Below are 20,730 nucleotides of genomic sequence, written 5' to 3' on the forward strand. Positions count from 1 at the left end.
GGGGATGTTCATATAATGAATATTGGAATTATAGGTGCAGGAAGTATTGCAAGAGCTCATTCTAGAGCATTATCAACTGTTGATAATTGTAAATTAGTTGGAGTGTATGATGTTAATTATGAGAATGCCGATAAATTGATAGGGGATTTTGGTGGGAAGGTTTTTAATAGCTATGAAGAGTTACTAGAAGTAGTTGATGGGGTAATAATATCTTCCCCGAATTTTTGTCATAAATCTCAAGCTGTTCAAGCGTTATTAAAAAACAAACATGTGTTATGTGAAAAGCCAATGGCAATCTCTTGTGAAGAAGCAAAATATATGATGACAATAGCAAAAAATACTAATTTAGTCGCTTCAATGGGGTTTAACTATCGCTACTTATCCTATGTTAAGGCTTTAAAACAATTAATTCAAAATGAAGAATTAGGGGAAATAGTAGTGATAAGATTGCATTTTAAAAAGAATAGCGCTTTTAGGAGAACTTCGTTTACTTGGCGAGATGATTTTCAAAGTAATAAAACTAGTGGGGCCTTGGGAGATTTGGGGATCCATCTAATAGACTTACTATGGTTTTTGTTCGAGAGTGATTTTAGAGAGGATACCGTTCGTACTAAAATTAAAACAAATGTTAAGGAAAAAGAAAGCAAACCAGTATTTGTTGATGACTATGCTGAGGTGTATGGCCAATTGAACAATAAGGTTTTTGTTAATATTACAACATCTAAAAGTTCGTTTCTTGACGATTGTGGTTTTAGTATAGAGGTAATAGGTACGAAGAAAGAATATAAGTATTCTTCTAAAGAGCCAAATAAGTATGTACTCTTTGATGGATTGGAAAAACATGAAATCCCATTATCATTACCTTTACTAGTCGATCCAGAAAATGAGATTTTTGAATGGTCTGATTCTTTTAGAAGTGAAATTATAGAATGGGCAAAGGCTGCGGAAGGTGGCCCTAAAAAGTCTGTAGCAACATTTGAAGATGGATTTCGTTCACAAGTTATATTGGATATGTTTTTTGATAAAAGCAGTAGTAATAAAGAACAATCTGTAGCAACTATTTAGTTTTATGGTAAAAACAGGGGTTTAGAACATTTACTTAAATCCCTGTTTTTATTTTGGATTGGAGTTGAGAAAAGATGCGGTTAATGTTTTATTATGGTTGCTTGCTTTATTTTATTGTAGGAATAATACATGTTTGCATAGGTAGTTTAATTCCTTCATTAATACAATATTATGGAAGAACCCCTGATCAATTAGGTGTTTTAATATTTTTTCAATTCACAGGTTTTTTATTCGGTGTTCTAAGTTCACCCATACTAGTAAGAAAGTATCATTATTTCAAAACAATAACATTAGGTGTTTTAGTAATGTCTATCGTTCTAGGAGGTTTTATATATATTAAAGAATGGGCATATTTAGCCGTTATTTGCTTTGTATTAGGCTATGGAGCAGGTTTGTTAGAAACTACGGTGGGTTCCTTTATTATTTCAGCAGAAAGGAATAGTGCTGCTAAATTTAGCATTCTCGAAGTATGGTTTGGGGTTGGGGCGCTAGGGTTTCCGTTACTAGTTAATTATATTATAAAATTTTATGAATGGTATTTTATTCTTTATGGGATATTACTATTCTTTATTTTTACACTATTTGTTTGGTACATGTTTGGACGTACAAAATTTCTAAATTTTTCTCCTCAAAATAATGAAAAGGGAGGAGCATCCCTTTCCTCATTTACTCTAAAATTTAAAAGTGAAAAGATTACAGTTATATTATTTATTTCACTTTTTGCATTCTTATATGCAGGCATAGAAACTAATCTTGCAAATTTTTTATCTACAATAATGATTCTTACCAATAATGAATTAATCAGTTCAGTAAGTATATCTTGTTTTTGGCTAGCAATAGTTATAGGAAGATTACTTGTAGGTAAGCTAGCCCATAAATTTAATTATTGGACATACATTACATATAGTTGCTTTACATTAGTGATTCTTTTATCTCTATTTCCCTTTGTTCGAGGTACAGGTATGTATTTGTTTATCATCTTTATTATTGGTTTAGTCATAGCGGGTGTTTTTCCAATAACATTAATCCTAGCTTCCCGTATTATGGAAAATAATATTGATCAAGTGACTAGTCTATTTATTGCATCGGCTAGTTTAGGGGGGGCATTAGTATCTTTCCTAATTAGCTGGAGTCTATCATTAAATACTATCACTGTTACTTTTGGGATATTTTCTCTTTTTGCATTTAGTCTAGGTTGTATTATTTTAAAAATGAGGAAAATTTCAACTTACAGTAATGAAAGTACCAAAAAAATAGAAAGTATGAAAAATTTATAGAAAAAATTTTTCATAATGTGAAAAAGGTAATATTATGTGGAATCTCTAAAAAAATTGATAAAGTTAAAAATTCCGTATTTGGGCTTTGTTTTATATATTGTAATGTGTAATATAGAAATCAGAGTTACTTCAAAAATAAAAATGATATGCAACAGTGAACAGTTTTCAGGTGATTGAATGTCATGATATGAAAAGAATGCCTTGTTGTATATACAATAAGGTGGTAAAGAACATATTTTCATAAGTAATAAAAAGTTATTTTAATTAGCTTTTAAGATTAATCTAAGAGGGGTTTGTTATCGAATGGAGATAAAGATTAGTAAATAGGATAAGATTGATATCTCTAAAAAATTAAAGCCTTTTTTAGCTGAACAGTATTCACTGGAATTGGGTGAATACATAAGCTATGAGTTACTTGAATTCATAATAAAGGAATTAAATCCACATTTTAATCAAGTTACTAAGGATAGGTTGGAAATGTTGTTAAAGAATATAGAGAAAGATATATACAGTTAATGGACTTTAAATGACGATTGAAAAACTAAGATATCATTTTAGATATCTTCATACGCAGTAAGAATAAAATAAATAATGCGTTACAAAACACCCATCAAATTTTATTAATTATAAAGGATGGGTGTTTATTTTATCATTTTAGCCAAGGTGAGGGCGTCCTTTGAAAGGAGCTTTTTTTTATTTTATTATTAATAATTTCATGTACCGTAATTATTAATAATAAAATAAAAATATTCAACAAGGGGATTCAGTCCAAGCTAGGTCACAGTAATACATTAGTTACCAAAAAATATGATGCATAAAAAAATTATGTTCATCTTTTTTCTTAGAAAGGAAAAATAATCTTATTTTATATATTTGTTTACACTACAGTTCAATTATTAAAATTACCGAATGCTCACATTATTGAGGGACTAGAAAACAACAAAGACGTTCTCAGATGTATATATGAACTTTTAATAACAAAGATAAAAAAAGAATAGGTAATCGGAAATGTCGAAAGGATTAAATTGATATTAAAAATTGAAGGTGATACCATAAATTTAAACAACGTTTAAAACGTTGTTTAATTGATAAATATTAGAGGAGGAGATAAGTTGAAGGGAAATGAAAACATATCTACGAAAGAAAAGATTTTAAATACAACATTGGAGTTAATTAAAGAAAAAGGCTTCGAAAGTGTAACAATAAGAAAAATTGCGGCATTGTCAGATACTAATATTGCGCTTGTAAATTACCATTTTGGCTCAAAGGAGAAGTTGATTAGCGAAACAATTAAAGTCCTATTAATTAGCTTTCAAGGCACTTTTTCTATTTTAGATGATATTAAAGTGCCAGTGAAAGAAAGATTAAAAATATTTTTACTTGATTATGTACTAGTAATTCGGCAATACCCTGAGTTAGTTAGGAAAATTATTGCAATGGGAACTACGGTATTTACATCTCAATACGAATATGGAGATTTTTTGAAGAGTCTTGGTTTTAGTAAAGTGAAGAATACTTTGAGTGAAATAACAAATGAAACGGATCAGGAAATTTTAATGATTATGACAGTGCAAATATTCGGATCCGTTTTTCTTCCAGCATTAATGATGCCAATTCTTGAATCAGGGGCAGATATAAAAATACTGCCTGTAGAAAAACAAATTGATTTCCTATTTGAACGCTATTTTTATAAAAATTGAGATAGTGGGTGGTAGAGATGATTAGTTTTTTTAGAAAACACTGGTGTGATGTAGGGTTAGTAATGGCTATTGCTGTCGTAGGTTGTTTAGTCGCAAATTTTGGAGAAATGAGTGAAATAAAAGTACTGTTAGCGTTAAGTTTTGTAGCCATTTTAGTGCATCAATTTGAAGAGTATCGTTGGCCAGGTTATTTCGCTGGTCTGTTTAATGTAGTTATATTTAAAAGTGATATACCAGATCGTTATCCATTAAATACGCAATCTGCTATGGTAATAAATATTTTGATTGCGTATGTTTTTTATTTACTTCCGGTTTTCTTGCCAAATATTATATGGCTTGGATTGGCACCTATTTTAATGGGATTTTTTCAATTCATATGGCATGGTATTTTTGCGAATATAAAAGCAAAAACAATATACAACCCAGGATTAGGTGCGGTTGTATTACTACATGTTCCGATTGGTTATGCATATATGAGATATGTTCTTTTACACAATTTAGCTACAAATTTGGATTGGATATTAGGTTTAATCTATTTTCTAGTAGCTACCTATTTTTTAATTATAAAAGGAAATATGTTACTGAAAAGTAAGGAGACAATTCATTACTTTTCAAAAAAGCAATTAGGTCCGTACAATGATGCATTTAAGTGATTCAGAAGGGATTTTGGGTGCTGAAGAGAGTACAAGTGATTAAAAAAAGAAAGGTACGTAGGCGCCTTTCTTTTTTTTTGAAGGAGATTTTTGTATTTTGGCTAGCGCAACATTGCTATCAAGCTAACTAGACAAAATACCCCCTAAAATAAAAAAGATGTTATTTTTTCTGAGAAATCATAGGAAAGGATAACGTCTTTCTCTTAATATGATGGTATTCTATATGAAAAATTAACATTGTTCAAAATGTATATATTGTGCATAGTGTGTATAATGTGTTCATAAGCATATAAGACGCAAGGAGTTGAATCATGAGAATCTTACTATCTAATAAGTCTAAGTCTCCTATTTATCAACAAATCATTGACCAAATTATATTACAAGTATCAAATGGGACATTGAAAGAAGATGATGCATTACCTTCCATGCGTTCATTAGCTAGAGACTTGAAGGTAAGTGTTATTACTTCAAAAAGAGCATACGAAGAACTTGAAAAAGCAGGTTACATCTACTCTATAGTGGGGAAAGGCTCCTTTGTCGCCAAAAAAACAAAAAAGCAACAAGTAGATGAACCAAGTGATCCAATACGTGAAAAGTTCAGTACAATCGTTCGAGAGAGTAAGGCTAATCATTTATAAACGCACTGATTTTTAGGGGTCTTGTTTAGCAGAAATATAGAATACCTAATGAGCAACTGTTATACAGATGTGCTCTTAAACGCTGTGGTGCTATTCAATCGCTATCAAACTAATAAAACAAAGTTCTCCCTAAAAATGAAAAAATGCGCTCAAACAAATAAAACACCTTAGCATTACATTCTGAATAGGGGACAGCCACATGCCCATCAACTTAAGAAATCCATTGTTCCTCAAAAAGAAAAAAATGACCTGAATTCTCATAAATAATGGTTGTAGATATATATAATTTTTGTTTTAGGGATACCTCAAAGTATTAGCTTAATAAGAATAATCCTTAGCCTCCTTTAGATAAAAAAGGGGCTTTTTTACATATAAAATCACATGGGTTTTTAAGGATAGCTTTGAGCGTAGAGAAAAACTGTAATAAAAACCAGATGGGGTAAAGACTAGTATTGAAAAATATAAAAGATGGAAGTAGCATAGGGGATTTACGCATAAAGTAATATTGATGGTAAAATTAACGAAATTTTCATTTTAATCAAATAAATACATAGTGTTTTTAACTTATAATAATGTTACTACGATGAAAATATGGCTACTAATTAGTTATTTTAAAATCAATTTTAGATAGGAAGAGGATAATGAAGACCAGAGAAAGTTATAAAATTGTTGTAATTGGTGCTGGGACTGCTGGAATATCTTCTACAGCACATTTGTTACGAAATGTACCCCTATTGAAAGACAGTATTGCAATTATTGATCCATCAAAAAAACATTATTTCCAACCCCTATGGAGTTTAGTGGGGGGAGGAATTGTTTCAAAGGAAAGTACGATGCGTGATCAAGAATTGCTTATTCCAAAAGGAGCAACGTGGATCCCTAAAAGTGTTGTTAAGTTGTTTCCGGATGAAAATAAGCTACTTTTAGATGATGGACAGCTGCTTGAGTATGAAATTCTTATTGTAGCAGCTGGTATACAAATAAATTGGGACGGTATTAAAGGCTTAAAGGAGTCTATTGGCACTAATGGGGTTTGTAGCAATTACTCTTATAAATATGTTGATTCTACTTGGAAAGAAATTGAAAAATTTAAAGGAGGAAACGCGGTGTTTACCCACCCTAATACTCCTATTAAATGCGGTGGTGCTCCACAAAAGATTATGTATTTAGCAGAAGAGTATTTTTCTAATAGCGGTGTAAGAAACAAAAGTGAAGTAATGTTTTATACCGCGAACGCTAACATATTTCAGGTTCCGCGATATGCTAATACATTAGAACAAGTACTTGAAAGAAAGCAAATTATAACAAATTATCATAAAAACTTAGTAGAAATTATTGCTGAAAAGAAAGAAGCAATTTTTGAAGATACGCAAACACTGAAAAGAGAAACAGTACCGTATAGTATGATCCATGTTGTTCCACCAATGGGGCCACCTAGTTTTATTAAAGAGAGTGAGATAAGTGATTCTCAGGGATGGGTAGATATAAGCCCTTATACTTTGCAGCATGTAAAGTATAAGAATATTTTCGGACTTGGAGATTGTACCAATTTACCAACCTCTAAAACTGGAGCGGCAATTCGAAAACAAATACCTGTCTTAAAACAAAATATTATGGACGTACTTAACGGAAGAGACTTGCACGCTAAATATGATGGATATACATCCTGTCCGATTGTTACAGGTTATAAAAGTCTTATACTCGCTGAATTTAACTATGATCATGAACCTCAAGAAACGTTTCCGTTTAATCAAGCGAAAGAACGGTATAGTATGTTTTTACTTAAAAGATATATGCTGCCGTATATGTATTGGAATTTTATGTTGAAAGGGCTGCTATAAGGGAAGATAGAAAGCGGTTATAAAAATTGAAAAGTAATTTGAAATAACTATTTGGAGGGAATAGCTATGCTTTTAAAATATTTTTATGATGAAAAATTAGCACATGCTTCTTATTTAGTTGGTTGTCAGAAGGAAGGCGTAGCAATTGTAATCGATCCGAGTCGCTATATAGAACAATATATAGAATTTGCTAAGAAAGAGGGGATGGAAGTAATAGCTGCGGCTGAAACACACATTCATGCAGATTTTCTTTCTGGGTCTAGAGAACTTTCTACTCTTTATCATGCCAATTTATATGTATCTGATGAAGGTGATTGTGATTGGAAATATCAATATCTTAACGAAGGTCGATATAATTTAGTTAGAGAGGGGACAGAGTTTAAAGTAGGTCATATAAAATTTAATGTAATTCACACACCAGGGCATACACCTGAAAGTATTTCTTTTTTAGTAACTGATACAAGTCAAAATAAATATACGAATGATAAGCCAATAGGCATATTCACAGGTGATTTTATATTTGTTGGAGATATAGGGAGACCCGATTTATTAGAAACCGCTGTAGGTATGAAAGATACCGCAAAAATAGGAGCGAAACAATTATTTGATTCTATACAAAAAATAAAAACACTCCCTGATTATTTGCAAATATGGCCATCACATGGTGCAGGAAGCGCATGTGGAAAAGCATTAGGAGCAATTCCGACTTCTACCTTAGGTTATGAAAAGATGTTCAATTGGGCATTTCAGTGTAATGAAGAAAGTGATTTTGTATCGACTTTATTGACGGGGCAGCCAGAGCCTCCAAGTTATTTTTCTTTAATGAAGAATTTAAATAAGTATGGTCCTCCAATTCGTAAGAAAAGAGAAGCTTTTGCTATTAAAACAGTAGAAGAACTTCAAGAAGTTATGAGGAGCGTTCAGCAAATAGTTGATATAAGAGATGTAGAGAGTTTTGCTTCTGGTCACATCGAGAAATCAATTAACATACCGTATAACAATTCCTTCACAACCTGGTGTGGATGGTTACTAGATTATAAAACAGAAACTTTAATCATTCTAGATGAGGAAAAGGTTAGAGTGGAGGAGGTTATTAGAGACTTTGAATCTATTGGGCTAGATAATATTATTGCTTTTGCACCCTTACAAGTAATACAAAGACTTGATAGATTTGAAAGTTACAAAGAAAAAACATCGATTGAATTATATCCGCATATAAAGGATGGTAGCGTTAAGATTATCGATGTACGTAGTAAAAAAGAGTGGGAGGACGGTCATCTTCAAGATGCAATACATATCCCCCTAGGAAATTTATTTAAGCAGCTAGATTGCATACCAAAAGATTGCCCATTAGTTTTACAATGTCGAACCGGATTGCGTTCCGCTATAGCGGCTAGTATTTTACAAAGAGCTGGTATAAAGGAAGTAGTGAATTTAAAGGGAGGATTTCTTGCATGGAAAAAAGAGAAGCTCCCTTATACAACATGTAATCTCAATGTGTAGAGAAAAAGTATATGATGGGTAAGAATAATTAAAAGTAGTTATAGATGAAGTGTTAAACAAGGAAATCATAATTGTTGCAGCTTCAGGAAATACATTAGGATAATTAGTACATTATCAAGTTTAATATAAAAATGTAATAAATGTTTCAATATTATAGAGTCTAACAATAAATCTATTTTTAATGTTATAGCAGGGCTAGAAGTTCTTAGGTATTATCAATAAGAGTCCAATAAAAAATTCTCTTGGATGCAAGAGAATTTTTTATTGGGAATAGTCAAGGGCAGGGGGCATTACATACGGGAAAAGGTAGAAATAACGACAGATAAACAATGTAGTTACAAATGGATATGATGCGAGCGTAAGAACATTTAGGAGGAGAAAAAAGATGAATGACAAGATTCTTTCAATCATTTCTACATATGAGAAAGATGGAGATTTTATGGGTGGTGTAAACGAAGATACGATTCGAGAAGCAGCGCGAATGCTAAGCATTACATTCCCAATCACTTATCATTGTTTTTTAAAACAGTATGGTAGCGGCGGACTTGATGGAATGGATATACATGGTTGTGAGACAACAGCTGCGGATTCCTCCGTTGTTTACCACACAAAATTATATAGAGAAACATATAACCTACCTGGACAATATATTGTTTTAAATGATATCGATGGTACTGTGACATGTTTAGATACAAATCAAATGAAAGATGGCGAGTGCCCTGTTGTCTTTTGGAGTCGTTTTTCAAAAGAATTGTATACCATTACTTATGAAAACTTCAGCGACTATCTATTAGATTCTTTACACGAATCTATAGATAATTTGTATGATGAGGATTAATTGATTATAGAATACTAAAAATCATGTTTTAAGTAATAATATATATTTATAAGGTTCAAGAAGTATCATATTATTTTACTGCTTTGTAAATTTGTGTTTTTTATAGCACCAAAGTTCATTTTTATCGTTTTAGGGGTAACCTGTTCAGTTAAGTTAATGGATGTGTGACGCTACCCCAATTAGTTTTTTAAAATCATTCATTTATTTACTTTTGTTCAATATTTTTATCTAATTTTTCTTTTATTATCATCATGGAATTACGAATTTCATTAATCTCACTATCACTTAGTCCGTCAAACAATTGATTTAATTGCTCATCTGACTGAATATGAATTATATCTAGTAGTTCCTCTCCTTTTTTTGTCAAAAAGAGCAAGTTTTTTCTGCTGTCTTTTATTGAGATTCTTTTCTCTATTAATTCTTCCTTCTCAAACCTACGTATAATTCTGCTCATATAGCTTCTATCAATATTAAGTTCTTGCACAAGATTATTCGCAATACAATCTGTTCTTTCGCTTATTTCAAATAGTATTCGTGCTTCAGTTAATGAATAATCTGTATCTAGAATCTGGTTATTAAATAAACCAAGTACCTTTGTATAAAATCGGTTGAATTGTCTGATGTCATAAATAATTTTTTTATCCATAAATCCTCCTTTAGTTGACTAAGTCCACATTTAATATTAATATAAATGTACCCTTAAAATGTGGACTAAGTCAACATTTTAAGGGTACCATTTTCAAAAATCTGTCGCAATCTTTATTAAAAACTAATTGAAGGAGATCGTATATGGTAGTTCGAGAAATGAAAAAAGAAGACAATGCAAAAGTAAAAGAAATTATACAAGATTCATTAAAATCACTTGGATTAGCGCTTCCTGGAACAGCTTATTTTGACCCTCAACTTAACGACCTACACCAATATTATAATAGTCTAAAACATGCGAACTATTGGGTAGTAGAAATGGAAGGAGAAGTTGTTGGCGGAATTGGTATAGCACCGTTTAACGAACATGATAAAGTTTGCGAATTACAAAAGCTATACTTAAGTCCAAAGGCACAAGGTTTAGGGCTTTCCAAGAAACTAATGGAAACTGCTTTGTCATTTGCCTCTAAACATTATGAAAAGTGCTATTTAGAAACAATGCATGAATTAATAACTGCATGTCTATTATATGAAAAATTTGGATTTATACATTTAAATGAACCCCTACCAGGTTCTGAACACTCTACTATGAATGCATGGTATATAAAATCTTTTTAAAATTAGGTGTATTAAACGTATCTATTAAAAGGAAAGTATTGAAGGAGCTTTATTTTGGGTAGCGCCACATCGCTATCAAGCTAATATTTTTAATTACCCCCATAACTATCAACTTAAAATCATGTATCTCATGATGAAAATAATTCTATCTCTCTATTCGTTTATTCGAAGATTCTGAAAAAACTTGCGATAAAACATGAATGTATTTATAATTATAGTTAGCTTAACTAACTAATTATTGTTAGTTTTTCAACACAGAAATAGTTGTATGAAAAAAAAGAATCAGAAGCAAATTTGTCAATCTATAAAGCTATTCCTCAAAGAATAGAGCTGGACGCAGAATGAATTAGAAAAACGGCAGCAAAGGAAACTGATTCACTGGCAGCTAAGCTTGACTTACTTATGTTATGAGTATCTGATAATGCACTAGACAAAGAAATGGTATTTCGCTTATTACTTACTTTCTGTGCTTCTTGTGCATCATTAATTGAGGTGCTTAATTAAGAAGAATGTAAAGTATTAGAAAAATTATTAAATAAAATACATGTAAGTATAAAAGTTAAAGCTGGAGAAGGTAGATAAATAAGTTGGATTATTAAATTCAACTTATTTTTACAGAATAAAAGTTAGCCTGACTTATTATAAGCGTACCTAATTTAAATGAAAGGAGGTGAAACTTGTTTACAATTTGTCTTAGTAATAATACAAATTACTTAAATATGCTGATTTCTATGGAACTCAAGAAATTTGGAACAAATAACGAGGAGGGTTTTAATAATGAATATTTCTAAAGAAAATAATCCTATTCTGGCGGTCGTTAGCTCCAGCGGTAATCAAATCCATTACTTCAATGCAAAAAATTTTGAAAGAATAGGGCTTATAGATTCTCCAGTTACAGAACCTCATGAATTATGTTTCGATTCTAAGCGCCAATTGCTATATGTAAGTATTACTTATCGCTCAGGTTTTTATAGAAATAATCCGGAAAAAAGCCATGAAATTTTAGTTATCGATATTGATCAATTTAAAGTAATTGATATCATTGATATCTCACCAGAATTTGCACCACATGGTTTAGTTTATAATGAAAAAAAAGACTTATTGTATGTAAGTGTCGAATCTGGTGAAGGAGGAATTTTAATTATTAATCCTAACACGAGAAAAGTGCTAGATAGAATCACTACAGCGGCAACAGGTCCACATTGGTTTGTTACGAATCCAGATGGTACAAAAGGATATTCCTCTAATAAGGAGGCGCCCTTTATTTCGGTTTTAGATACAGATACTAAGGAGTTAATTGGAAAAGTATCTATGCCCTATGGTAGTGAGGAACTAGCTATTTCTCCTAAAGGTAATCGAGTTTACATTCCTTCCCCATGTTTACTTGGAGACTACAAAGAGGAGCAACCTACACTTAGCATCATTAATACAGAAACCGATGAAATTATAAAAACAAAATCATTTTCAGATTTAATTACCCCGGTTCATGTAACGAATGATGGGAAAGTATTGGTAGGACATACGCGTTTTCAAAATAAGAATGGAGAGAGAACAAGAAGTATGTTTTCTCCAGCACCAGGGTATGTATCTGTTCTTGATGGAGAATCGTTAAACGTGTTAGGTACCATAGAAGTTGAATTACTCCCAATTACAATACGTTCTTCTACTGACGGAACGGTTGGATATGTTTCTAACCTTAGATCAGGGACAATAAGTGTATTAGATTTAGTTAATTACAAGAATGTTCATACCATTGAAGTTGATCCAGGAGATCGAAATGCAGATCCTTCTGTAAATCAAGGAGCTCACGGTATAGCATATATAGAAAGATAAAATAAATAATGCTATTCTTTTTGTAGAAATATACAGAAAGGATGGCATTTTTTATTTATCTATTAATTTCTGATGATGTCCAATTAGGTCTAATTTCTTGTGATTGGGAACACATGTTCTTATTTTATATAGAGGGCACCATACATACCCATCAACTTAAGAATTTTATAAAACTACACAACAAAAAATGTATATCTTTACATAAAGATATACATTTTCTCGTCAGGAAGTTTGGCATCGTTAGCATCAAAAGCTACAGTCGTATGCACAGAAATTGTAGTACAGGAAATACAAGAAATGTATACGTTGAATCATCGGAAGTCTAATTCTAAAGATGAAAATAGGTTATAATATATTGAGATCACAAATGATAATGATAATCATCATCGATATGTTCGAAAGAAAGGAAGCAAAAATGAATATTCCACAAAGAGTATTTGGCTTTGAATGTTGTAATGAATATAGTTTGAAGTCAAATAAAAAAAAGCAGCATGAGATAAAGTATGGAGTCTTAATTATTGTTCAATCAGGGACTGGCAAATTAAAGTGTAACAATCAAATCACTCATCTGGGAAGCGGTTCAGTTTATATGGTGAAACCAAATGGATTATTGGTGATGGAAAGTACAGGCGAAGAACGCTTTTTATATGATATTTATGAATTTGGTTGCTACAGATTAAGAGAAGAACGAGAGAATATACTACTCTACGAATTATCATTCGAGTCGCTACCATCCACAGCTATTTCTTATACCAAAGCATCGAAAAAAGTAAAAATTGTATCAGCTGAATTAAAAGAATCTGCAAAAGAAAAAAATGCAAAATTATGTACTCAATTACTACGTAAACTTCTCTTTACTATTGAAGAAGAATATGAAGCTCGAAAAAGACGTTCTTTTACTTCTTCATTCCACGATGTATTGGAATACATTAATTTGCACTCACATCAATCGTTAACACGTGATGAGGTTGCAAAGTATTTTGGTTATCACCCAAACTATTTTTCAGAACGAATTAAAAAGGACACAGGATGGAGTTTTTCTGATTATTTAACACATATGCGAATGGATAAAGCCAAACTTTTACTGCTAGATCCAAATTACACAGTAAATGAAGTGGCAAGAAAAGTAGGCTATCAAGATGGCCTTTATTTGAGTAGGAAATTCAAACAACAAATGGGAATAACTCCAACTCAATTTAGAAATGGACGAAATTATAAACGCATTTTTACATATCAATTTACAGGTGCTTTGATGGCAACAGGTATAAAGCCTAAAGGCGTTTTCTCTTGGGCTGCTAATGTACCTGAGTATCTGCATTCCGATTTAAGCGGTACGGTATTTGTACAAGATGGTGAAGATTTGTCACCTGAACTATGGATAAATCTTAAACCAGACTTAATTATTGCACCAACATATCTGTATCAAGAACCTCAATTAATTGAACAGATGGAAAAGTTTGCTCCAGTTCTGATGATGGATTGGGATAAGAATGATCGTATTGAAGATGTAAGGACAATTGCTCGTATAGTCGGTCGAGAGGAAGAGACTGAGACTTGGATTCAATGTTATAAAAAGAAGGCGAAGAAGGCAAAGGAACAAATATTATCTGTACTCGGTAAAGAAGAAACGGTAGGGTTATACGAATTACGTAATGATAATCGAGTAGGAATATGGAGGCCAAGTGCACGAGGGGCTTACAATTTGTATAAAATGATGGAATTGAATGTACCTCAAGCAATAAGAAAAGAGGTTATTTATCCGAATAAACATTTAACTGTTCCAGAAAGTCGCATTGAACAATATGCAGCTGATCATATGCTGGTTGTTGTTCATTCAAATGAGCAAACTACAAGACTTTTTGAAAGTGAAGCTTGGTTAAACCTTCGTCAACAAAAGAAAAAAGTTTATATTCTTCAATTACAAGATTTTTGGGCGAGTGAAGGCGTTTGTCTAGAAAAGCAACTTGATATTCAGGTGAAACAACTTGTTGAACAACAGTATATCTGATAAAAATCCATAGCGAATTGATTACAATAATCTATATCAATTGAGAATTAACACTGTTAAAATTGAAAATGGTTATCAACTCCGAAATGAGTTTGATAAGGAAACCCTAGAATTATAGCAATTTGAAGTTTCATTTTCATAGAAAGTGAAGATTCTAGGTAGCGCTACATATAGATAAAAGCTTCTCGTAAATTGAAGAAGGGTAAGTCTTTATTTTTTTAAATGATAATGATAATCATTTTTGTTTGTAAGAGGAATCTAATATAAAGGTGAGCAAACTATGAGTATGTCTGCAAGAAAAATAAATGAAGAAACAGAACTACAACCACAACCACAACTTCGCTCACGTCCACTCGCGGCTACCTTTATTATGGTGGGGGGAGTGATTACACTTATTTTGAGTATCTTCCTTGCAATTTCGTACGGGGCGGCAGATGTGAAAATGTCGGTCATTTGGGATGTGATTTTTCACTTTAATCCTGATTTTAACGACCACCAAGTCATTCGCGATTTGCGTTTACCTCGTATTCTTGGTGCTGTGCTTGTAGGGGCAAGTTTTGCAACAGCGGGTGCTATTATGCAAGGGATGACAAGAAATCCACTTGCTGATTCGGGTTTACTTGGGTTGAACTCGGGGGCGGTTTTAGCAATGGCTATTAATTTTGCCTTCTTTCCAAACTTACCTTATTATGCATTAATTCTTTTTTCGTTTATCGGAGCGTCGGTGAGTACGGGACTTGTGTATGGAATTGGTTCAATTTCAAGGGGAGGGTTGACACCTTTACGACTTGTGCTATCTGGTACGGTAATTAGTGCTCTATTTAGTGCGTTGAGTGAGGGGGTAGCTCTTCACTTCCGTATCGGTCAAGATTTGGCTTTCTGGTATGCGGGAGGTGTCGCCGGCACAACTTGGACGCAAATAAAAGTAATGGTTCCGATTGTATTCTTAGCTATCCTTGGCGCAATTATCATCTCTCGCTCAGTGACATTATTAAGTTTGGGTGAGGAAATTGCGACAGGTCTTGGACAGAAAGCAAAAACGGTGAAGATTTTTGGAACAGTTATCGTTTTGATTTTAGCAGGGTCAGCTGTTTCAGTCGTTGGAGCTGTTGGTTTTGTTGGATTAATTGTTCCACATTTAACAAGATATTTGGTAGGTGTAGATTATCGTTTTATTATTCCTTGTTCGGCTATTTTAGGTGCCTTGCTACTAGTTTGGGCAGATTTTGCAGCACGTATGATCAATGCTCCTTACGAAACACCTGTGGGGGCATTAATTGCCTTAATCGGTGTGCCGTTCTTCCTTTATCTCGCTCGTAAAGAAAGGAGAGAACTGTAATGGAACATATAAATGTTGTTTCTTTTGAAACAAAGCGAAAAAAAAGAGAGGTTACCGTATTAAGTGTGTTAGCTGTTCTAATTGTGGTGACATTTGTTATTAGTATGAATACGGGGCATATTCGTTTAGCGCCAATGGAATTAATTCAGACGCTTTTCGGAAATGGTACAGCTCAGCAAGACTTGATTTTATTTGAATTCCGTTTGCCACGTATTGTCGTTTCGGTTTTAGTCGGGGCGTCACTCGCTGTTTCGGGTTGTATCATGCAAGGTTTCTCCCGTAATGCATTGGCAGATCCAGGGATTCTTGGAATTAATGCAGGTGCGGGATTAATTGTTATTTTATATGTCGCAATGTTCCAAACGGAAACGATTTCTTCTGTTATGTTACTACCTGTTTTAGCTTGGATAGGAGCAGGAATTACAGCAGCTGTTATTTATGCTTTATCGTATAAACGTGGAGAAGGATTGTCTCCTACACGTTTGTTATTAACGGGTATAGCGGTTGCGGCGTTGATAAGTGCAGCGACAATAGTGTTAACGCTTCGTCTATCTCCAGAGAAATATCAATTCGTAGCGACTTGGATGGCAGGGAGCATCTGGGCATCGAATTGGAAGTTTGTTATATCAATCCTTCCATTCATTATGCTTTTATTACCATTCGTGATCTATAAAGCACGTGTATTAAATGTATTGAATTTAGGAGATCAAGTAGCGCTTGGTTTGGGTGTATCGGTAGAAAAAGAACGACGCTTGTTATTAGCGGCAGCAGTGGGGCTGGCGGGTTCAGCTGTTTCTGTCAGTGGGGGGATTGGCTTTGTTGGGCTAATCGCACCACATCTAATGAGAAGACTAGTTGGTCCAAAGCATCAATATTTAATTCCAGGTGCAGCGCTTGCAGGTGCATTGCTCGTATTAATGGCGGATACGATTGGACGCTGGATTATCCAACCGTCTGAAATCCCCGCTGGAATTGTTGTTGCGGTGATTGGTGCACCATACTTTTTATACTTACTTGCTCGTTCGAGATAATAAATAGAAGGAGAATCCATTTTGATATGTTAAAAGAATTTTTTTCTTACTATCGACCATATCGTTGGTTATTCATAATAGATTTTACTTGTGCAATTATTGCGGCGTTATTGGAATTGGTTTTTCCGCTTGCTGTAAGCCATGTAATTGACGATTATTTACCCACAGGTAATTGGAACTACATTATAACAGCTTCATTGGCACTGTTAGGCTTGTACATATTAAGTGCGTTTTTCCATTATATCGTTACATATTATGGACATATGCTTGGTATTAATATTGAGTCTGATATGCGAAAGAAAGCATTCGACCATGTTCAAAAACTATCTTTCCGTTTCTTTGATAATAATAAAACGGGACATCTTGTATCACGTATGACAAATGACCTGATGGATATTGGCGAAATTGCTCACCATGGTCCTGAAGATTTGTTCATTGCGGTTATGACGTTGATTGGTGCATTCGCTCTAATGCTGTCGATTAACTGGAAGTTAGCAATTTTTACATTTATTATCGTCCCACTTTTAATTATATTATCTATCTATTTTAGTAAAAAGATGTCAAAGTCATTTGGTCAGTTCTTCCAAGATATTGCCGACTTTAATGCACGTGTTGAGAATAATGTGAGTGGAATTCGAGTTGTAAAAGCATTTGCAAACGAAGGCCAAGAAATTAAACAATATGCAGTAAACAATGAACGTTTCCGTCGTACGAAATTAGTGACGTACAAGGTGATGGCCTGGAATTCGTCAGTTAGTTATTTCTTAATCAAAAGTGTTTCGATATTCGTATTAGCATGTGGATCTTGGTTTGTAATTCAAGGAAAGATGGAGTTTGGTGAATTTATGGCGTTCATCTTACTATCAAATATTTTCTTAGGACCAATTAATCAAATTAACTCGGTTATTGAGACATATCCAAAAGGTGTCGCAGGTTTTAAACGTTATTTAGAATTATTGAATACAGAACCAGATGAGAAGGACATAAAGGATGCGATTGAGATTCAACAAGTAAATGGAGATATTTCGTATGAAAATGTCACATTCGCTTATGAAGGAAAAGAACCGATTCTGAATAATATAAGTTTCCACGTAAAGCATGGTGAATCCATCGCCTTTGTCGGTCCATCAGGTGCGGGGAAAACAACGATTTGTAGTCTATTTCCTCGTTTTTATGACATTCAAGAAGGCAGTATTAAGGTAGACGGTATTGATATTCGAAACATGACACAAAGGTCGCTTCGCCAGCAAATTGGTATTGTTCAACAAGATGTGTTCCTATTTGATGGCACGATTCGCGAAAACATTGCCTATGGAAAATTAGATGCTACCGAAGAAGAGATTTGGGAAGCTGCTCGCCGAGCACAACTTGCTGATATTATTAAAGATTTAGAAGATGGATTGGATACATTGATTGGAGAACGTGGTGTGAAACTTTCAGGCGGTCAAAAACAACGTCTTTCTATTGCACGTATGTTCTTAAAAAATCCACCAATCTTAATTTTAGATGAGGCTACTTCGGCACTTGATACGGAAACAGAAGCAGCAATTCAAAAAGCGTTAACAGAATTATCGAAAGGGCGCACAACATTTGTTATTGCGCATCGCTTAGCAACGATTCGTAATGTTGACCGTATTATCGTTGTGACGGAAGAAGGCATTAAAGAACAAGGAACACATGAGGAATTGATTCGAAGTGGTGGTAATTATAGTCGACTGTATAAAGCACAGTTTCAGATGTGAAAATAGGAGGTCGCGCAAAATGAGTCGATTAGAAACAATAGATTTAAAGATTGGTTATGACGAACGTATTATTGTAAATAACTTGAATATTTCAATACCGAATGGAAAAATTACGGCTTTAGTTGGTTCAAACGGATCAGGTAAATCGACTATTTTAAAAGTAATGGCTCGTTTGATGAGGCCAACTGCTGGTTGTGTAATGTTAGATGGAGAAATGATTCACAAAAAATCCACCAGAGAAGTCGCAAAGGAGCTCGCGATTCTTCCTCAGAATTCAAAAGCTCCAGATGGTCTAACAGTGTATGAATTAATTAGTTATGGACGATTCCCTCATCAAAAAGGGATGGGGGCATTATCAAGAGAGGATAAAGAAATTGTTCATTGGGCGATTCATGTAACGGGTATGGAGGAATTTATTAATCGAGGTGTTGACCAACTATCGGGTGGTCAACGACAACGTGCTTGGATTGCAATGGCACTTGCACAACAAACAGAAATTTTATTTCTTGATGAACCAACGACTTTCCTAGATATGGCACATCAGCTTGAAGTATTGACACTGTTGAAAAAGTTAAACGAAGAAGAAGGACGTACGATTGTTATGGTTGTACATGATTTGAACCATGCTACAAAATTTGCCCATCACATGATAACAATTAAAGCAGGAACCGTTGTAAGTGAAGGAACGCCGCGAGAAGTTGTGACACCTAATGTACTACGAGACGCGTTTAATATTGAAGCGGATGTAATCGATGATCCACGTACAGGTGAACCACTGTGCTTACCGTATGGATTGGCTTATGGACAAACAGAAGTAGAAAGAACGATAAAGCAAGCACAATAAGAATACCATAATAGAATGTAGCAGTTAGAGTATGACCGAACAGATGTACTGTTATGAAATCGGGCATGTTCAATACACCAGCCATTGCAATAGTATATGGCTGAGAAGAAGCACTTTACAATTTATTTGGCACTGTTAAAAGATGAAGAAATAGCCGAATTGATTTCAAAATAAAAGAAAAGAGAAGTGTAAAAAATGAAAAAATGGTTGATGATTTTCCTAGTCGCATTTAGCATGATTGCTCTTGCAGCTTGTTCAGATAACAAAGAAGAAAGCAAGGCGGAAAATAAACAAACAGAACGTATTTTAAAAACGGATCAAGGCGATGTGAAAGTACCGATGCATCCTAAACGTGTCATTGTTGATTGGAATTTAGGACATGTTTTAGCAACAGGTATGAAACCTGTCGGCACAACAATTACGATGCTAGAGTATGGACAATTAATGAAGCCCTATGTAGATGAAACTGTTGCGGATATTGGTTCAGGTAATACACCGAATGTAGAGAAAATGCTTGAATTAAAGCCAGATTTAATTATTACTTGGGATCCGAAATCAGTAGAGAAATATAAAAAAATTGCACCTACGGTTGTGTATGATACATCAAAATATAATGGTGTCCACGAAGAACTACGTGCAATGGGGAAAATTTTAAATCGTGAAAAAGAAACGGAAGAATATTTGACTGATTTTGATAAGCGCGTTGCTGTTGCTAAGGAGAAAGTAGAAAAAGCGATGCCAAAAGATGCGACCTACTCAATTATTGACCTTGCCACAATTAAGCAAGCAATTGTTGTAGGAAATACAAGTGAACGTGGTGGGAACGCACTTTATGAGATGTTGGCATTAAAGCCAAGTGAAGGTATTAAAAAAAATATTATAGATAAAGGCGAGTCACGCAAAGATGTTTCATGGGAAAAAATTGGTGACTATGCAGGAGATTATATTTTTGTCATCACTTCAAAAGAAAAGGGTGTCGATACAGCTCCATCAAATTGGAAGTCGTTAGATGCTGTGAAAAATGGGCGTGTAATTGAAATTGATATGAAAGATTATTTTTCAAGTGATCCTATTTCATCATTAATTCAAACAGAGGATATGGCAGAAAAATTAGTGAAATTGCAAGAGGACCTAAAACAAAAGTAAGCCTAAGTA

18 protein-coding genes are annotated in these 20,730 nt (G+C 33.6%); 17 read left to right on the forward strand and 1 reads right to left on the reverse strand.

All coding sequences use genetic code 11. The features are described 5' to 3' along the window. Nucleotides 1-15: 15 nt before the first annotated feature. The 9 genes from QCI44_RS29555 to QCI44_RS29595 all read left to right on the forward strand — a co-directional run bounded on the left by QCI44_RS29555 (nucleotide 16) and on the right by QCI44_RS29595 (nucleotide 9,515). Nucleotides 16-1,065, forward strand: a complete 1,050-nt coding sequence (locus QCI44_RS29555; RefSeq protein ID WP_016090056.1) for a Gfo/Idh/MocA family protein — start codon at nucleotides 16-18, stop codon at nucleotides 1,063-1,065. 74 nt (nucleotides 1,066-1,139) lie between these two features. Next, nucleotides 1,140-2,342 (forward strand): MFS transporter, encoded by a 1,203-nt coding sequence (locus QCI44_RS29560; RefSeq protein ID WP_016135573.1) that lies wholly within the window; start codon nucleotides 1,140-1,142, stop codon nucleotides 2,340-2,342. Between the two features lie 333 nt (nucleotides 2,343-2,675). Then, nucleotides 2,676-2,858 (forward strand): DUF2164 family protein, encoded by a 183-nt coding sequence (locus tag QCI44_RS29565; protein ID WP_229188547.1) that lies wholly within the window; start codon nucleotides 2,676-2,678, stop codon nucleotides 2,856-2,858. A gap of 596 nt (nucleotides 2,859-3,454) precedes the next feature. Then, complete coding sequence (locus QCI44_RS29570) at nucleotides 3,455-4,042, forward strand: TetR/AcrR family transcriptional regulator (RefSeq protein WP_016090059.1); 588 nt, start codon at nucleotides 3,455-3,457, stop codon at nucleotides 4,040-4,042. 17 nt (nucleotides 4,043-4,059) lie between these two features. Beyond that, nucleotides 4,060-4,695 (forward strand): HXXEE domain-containing protein, encoded by a 636-nt coding sequence (locus QCI44_RS29575; RefSeq protein ID WP_016135574.1) that lies wholly within the window; start codon nucleotides 4,060-4,062, stop codon nucleotides 4,693-4,695. A gap of 311 nt (nucleotides 4,696-5,006) precedes the next feature. After that, entirely contained in the window at nucleotides 5,007-5,333 is a 327-nt protein-coding gene (locus QCI44_RS29580) for a GntR family transcriptional regulator (RefSeq protein WP_016135575.1), read from the forward strand. Between the two features lie 641 nt (nucleotides 5,334-5,974). Beyond that, nucleotides 5,975-7,174 carry an FAD/NAD(P)-binding oxidoreductase gene (locus tag QCI44_RS29585; protein WP_016135576.1) on the forward strand — a complete coding sequence of 400 codons (1,200 nt, stop codon included), beginning with the start codon at nucleotides 5,975-5,977 and terminating at the stop codon, nucleotides 7,172-7,174. 66 nt (nucleotides 7,175-7,240) lie between these two features. Continuing rightward, the gene (locus tag QCI44_RS29590; protein ID WP_016135577.1) at nucleotides 7,241-8,677 is read left to right on the forward strand and encodes an MBL fold metallo-hydrolase; all 1,437 of its coding nucleotides are present in this window, start codon (nucleotides 7,241-7,243) and stop codon (nucleotides 8,675-8,677) included. Between the two features lie 385 nt (nucleotides 8,678-9,062). Continuing rightward, nucleotides 9,063-9,515 (forward strand): SMI1/KNR4 family protein, encoded by a 453-nt coding sequence (locus QCI44_RS29595; RefSeq protein WP_353811626.1) that lies wholly within the window; start codon nucleotides 9,063-9,065, stop codon nucleotides 9,513-9,515. A 205-nt stretch (nucleotides 9,516-9,720) separates the two neighbouring features. Here QCI44_RS29595 and QCI44_RS29600 read toward each other — a convergent pair whose 3' ends face one another. Continuing rightward, entirely contained in the window at nucleotides 9,721-10,161 is a 441-nt protein-coding gene (locus QCI44_RS29600) for a MarR family winged helix-turn-helix transcriptional regulator (RefSeq protein ID WP_016135579.1), read from the reverse strand. A 143-nt stretch (nucleotides 10,162-10,304) separates the two neighbouring features. On the opposite strand from QCI44_RS29600, the gene QCI44_RS29605 reads away from it, so the two are divergent. The 8 genes from QCI44_RS29605 to QCI44_RS29645 all read left to right on the forward strand — a co-directional run bounded on the left by QCI44_RS29605 (nucleotide 10,305) and on the right by QCI44_RS29645 (nucleotide 20,721). Beyond that, nucleotides 10,305-10,778 carry a GNAT family N-acetyltransferase gene (locus QCI44_RS29605; RefSeq protein WP_016135580.1) on the forward strand — a complete coding sequence of 158 codons (474 nt, stop codon included), beginning with the start codon at nucleotides 10,305-10,307 and terminating at the stop codon, nucleotides 10,776-10,778. A 777-nt stretch (nucleotides 10,779-11,555) separates the two neighbouring features. Then, nucleotides 11,556-12,611: a YncE family protein gene (locus tag QCI44_RS29615; protein ID WP_353811627.1), complete on the forward strand. Its 1,056-nt coding sequence runs from the start codon at nucleotides 11,556-11,558 to the stop codon at nucleotides 12,609-12,611. Nucleotides 12,612-13,026: 415 nt separating this feature from the next. After that, a complete protein-coding gene (locus QCI44_RS29620) occupies nucleotides 13,027-14,619 on the forward strand; it encodes a helix-turn-helix domain-containing protein (RefSeq protein WP_033659924.1) in 1,593 nt (530 codons plus the stop codon). Between the two features lie 280 nt (nucleotides 14,620-14,899). After that, nucleotides 14,900-15,958 (forward strand): FecCD family ABC transporter permease, encoded by a 1,059-nt coding sequence (locus QCI44_RS29625; protein WP_016135583.1) that lies wholly within the window; start codon nucleotides 14,900-14,902, stop codon nucleotides 15,956-15,958. Beyond that, the gene (locus QCI44_RS29630; RefSeq protein WP_016135584.1) at nucleotides 15,958-16,989 is read left to right on the forward strand and encodes a FecCD family ABC transporter permease; all 1,032 of its coding nucleotides are present in this window, start codon (nucleotides 15,958-15,960) and stop codon (nucleotides 16,987-16,989) included. Before QCI44_RS29625 ends, QCI44_RS29630 begins: the two co-directional genes overlap by 1 nt. Nucleotides 16,990-17,015: 26 nt before the next feature. Next, the gene (locus QCI44_RS29635) at nucleotides 17,016-18,731 is read left to right on the forward strand and encodes an ABC transporter ATP-binding protein (RefSeq protein WP_016135585.1); all 1,716 of its coding nucleotides are present in this window, start codon (nucleotides 17,016-17,018) and stop codon (nucleotides 18,729-18,731) included. 19 nt (nucleotides 18,732-18,750) lie between these two features. Further along, complete coding sequence (locus QCI44_RS29640) at nucleotides 18,751-19,575, forward strand: ABC transporter ATP-binding protein (RefSeq protein WP_016135586.1); 825 nt, start codon at nucleotides 18,751-18,753, stop codon at nucleotides 19,573-19,575. A gap of 195 nt (nucleotides 19,576-19,770) precedes the next feature. Then, nucleotides 19,771-20,721, forward strand: coding sequence for an ABC transporter substrate-binding protein (locus QCI44_RS29645; protein WP_016135587.1), 951 nt, complete (start codon nucleotides 19,771-19,773; stop codon nucleotides 20,719-20,721). Nucleotides 20,722-20,730 lie beyond the last annotated feature (9 nt).

The organism is Bacillus cereus group sp. RP37 (assembly GCF_040459695.1).
GTDB lineage: Bacteria > Bacillota > Bacilli > Bacillales > Bacillaceae_G > Bacillus_A.

What these genes read in the sequence shown, in the direction of transcription:
- QCI44_RS29555 (WP_016090056.1), top strand. Translation starts at nt 16, where the DNA reads ATGAATATTGGAATTATAGGTGCAGGAAGTATTGCAAGAGCTCATTCT.
- QCI44_RS29560 (WP_016135573.1), top strand. Translation starts at nt 1,140, where the DNA reads ATGCGGTTAATGTTTTATTATGGTTGCTTGCTTTATTTTATTGTAGGA.
- QCI44_RS29575 (WP_016135574.1), top strand. Translation starts at nt 4,060, where the DNA reads ATGATTAGTTTTTTTAGAAAACACTGGTGTGATGTAGGGTTAGTAATG.
- QCI44_RS29580 (WP_016135575.1), top strand. Translation starts at nt 5,007, where the DNA reads ATGAGAATCTTACTATCTAATAAGTCTAAGTCTCCTATTTATCAACAA.
- QCI44_RS29585 (WP_016135576.1), top strand. Translation starts at nt 5,975, where the DNA reads ATGAAGACCAGAGAAAGTTATAAAATTGTTGTAATTGGTGCTGGGACT.
- QCI44_RS29590 (WP_016135577.1), top strand. Translation starts at nt 7,241, where the DNA reads ATGCTTTTAAAATATTTTTATGATGAAAAATTAGCACATGCTTCTTAT.
- QCI44_RS29595 (WP_353811626.1), top strand. Translation starts at nt 9,063, where the DNA reads ATGAATGACAAGATTCTTTCAATCATTTCTACATATGAGAAAGATGGA.
- QCI44_RS29600 (WP_016135579.1), bottom strand. Translation starts at nt 10,161, where the DNA reads ATGGATAAAAAAATTATTTATGACATCAGACAATTCAACCGATTTTAT.
- QCI44_RS29605 (WP_016135580.1), top strand. Translation starts at nt 10,305, where the DNA reads ATGGTAGTTCGAGAAATGAAAAAAGAAGACAATGCAAAAGTAAAAGAA.
- QCI44_RS29615 (WP_353811627.1), top strand. Translation starts at nt 11,556, where the DNA reads ATGAATATTTCTAAAGAAAATAATCCTATTCTGGCGGTCGTTAGCTCC.
- QCI44_RS29620 (WP_033659924.1), top strand. Translation starts at nt 13,027, where the DNA reads ATGAATATTCCACAAAGAGTATTTGGCTTTGAATGTTGTAATGAATAT.
- QCI44_RS29625 (WP_016135583.1), top strand. Translation starts at nt 14,900, where the DNA reads ATGAGTATGTCTGCAAGAAAAATAAATGAAGAAACAGAACTACAACCA.
- QCI44_RS29630 (WP_016135584.1), top strand. Translation starts at nt 15,958, where the DNA reads ATGGAACATATAAATGTTGTTTCTTTTGAAACAAAGCGAAAAAAAAGA.
- QCI44_RS29635 (WP_016135585.1), top strand. Translation starts at nt 17,016, where the DNA reads ATGTTAAAAGAATTTTTTTCTTACTATCGACCATATCGTTGGTTATTC.
- QCI44_RS29640 (WP_016135586.1), top strand. Translation starts at nt 18,751, where the DNA reads ATGAGTCGATTAGAAACAATAGATTTAAAGATTGGTTATGACGAACGT.
- QCI44_RS29645 (WP_016135587.1), top strand. Translation starts at nt 19,771, where the DNA reads ATGAAAAAATGGTTGATGATTTTCCTAGTCGCATTTAGCATGATTGCT.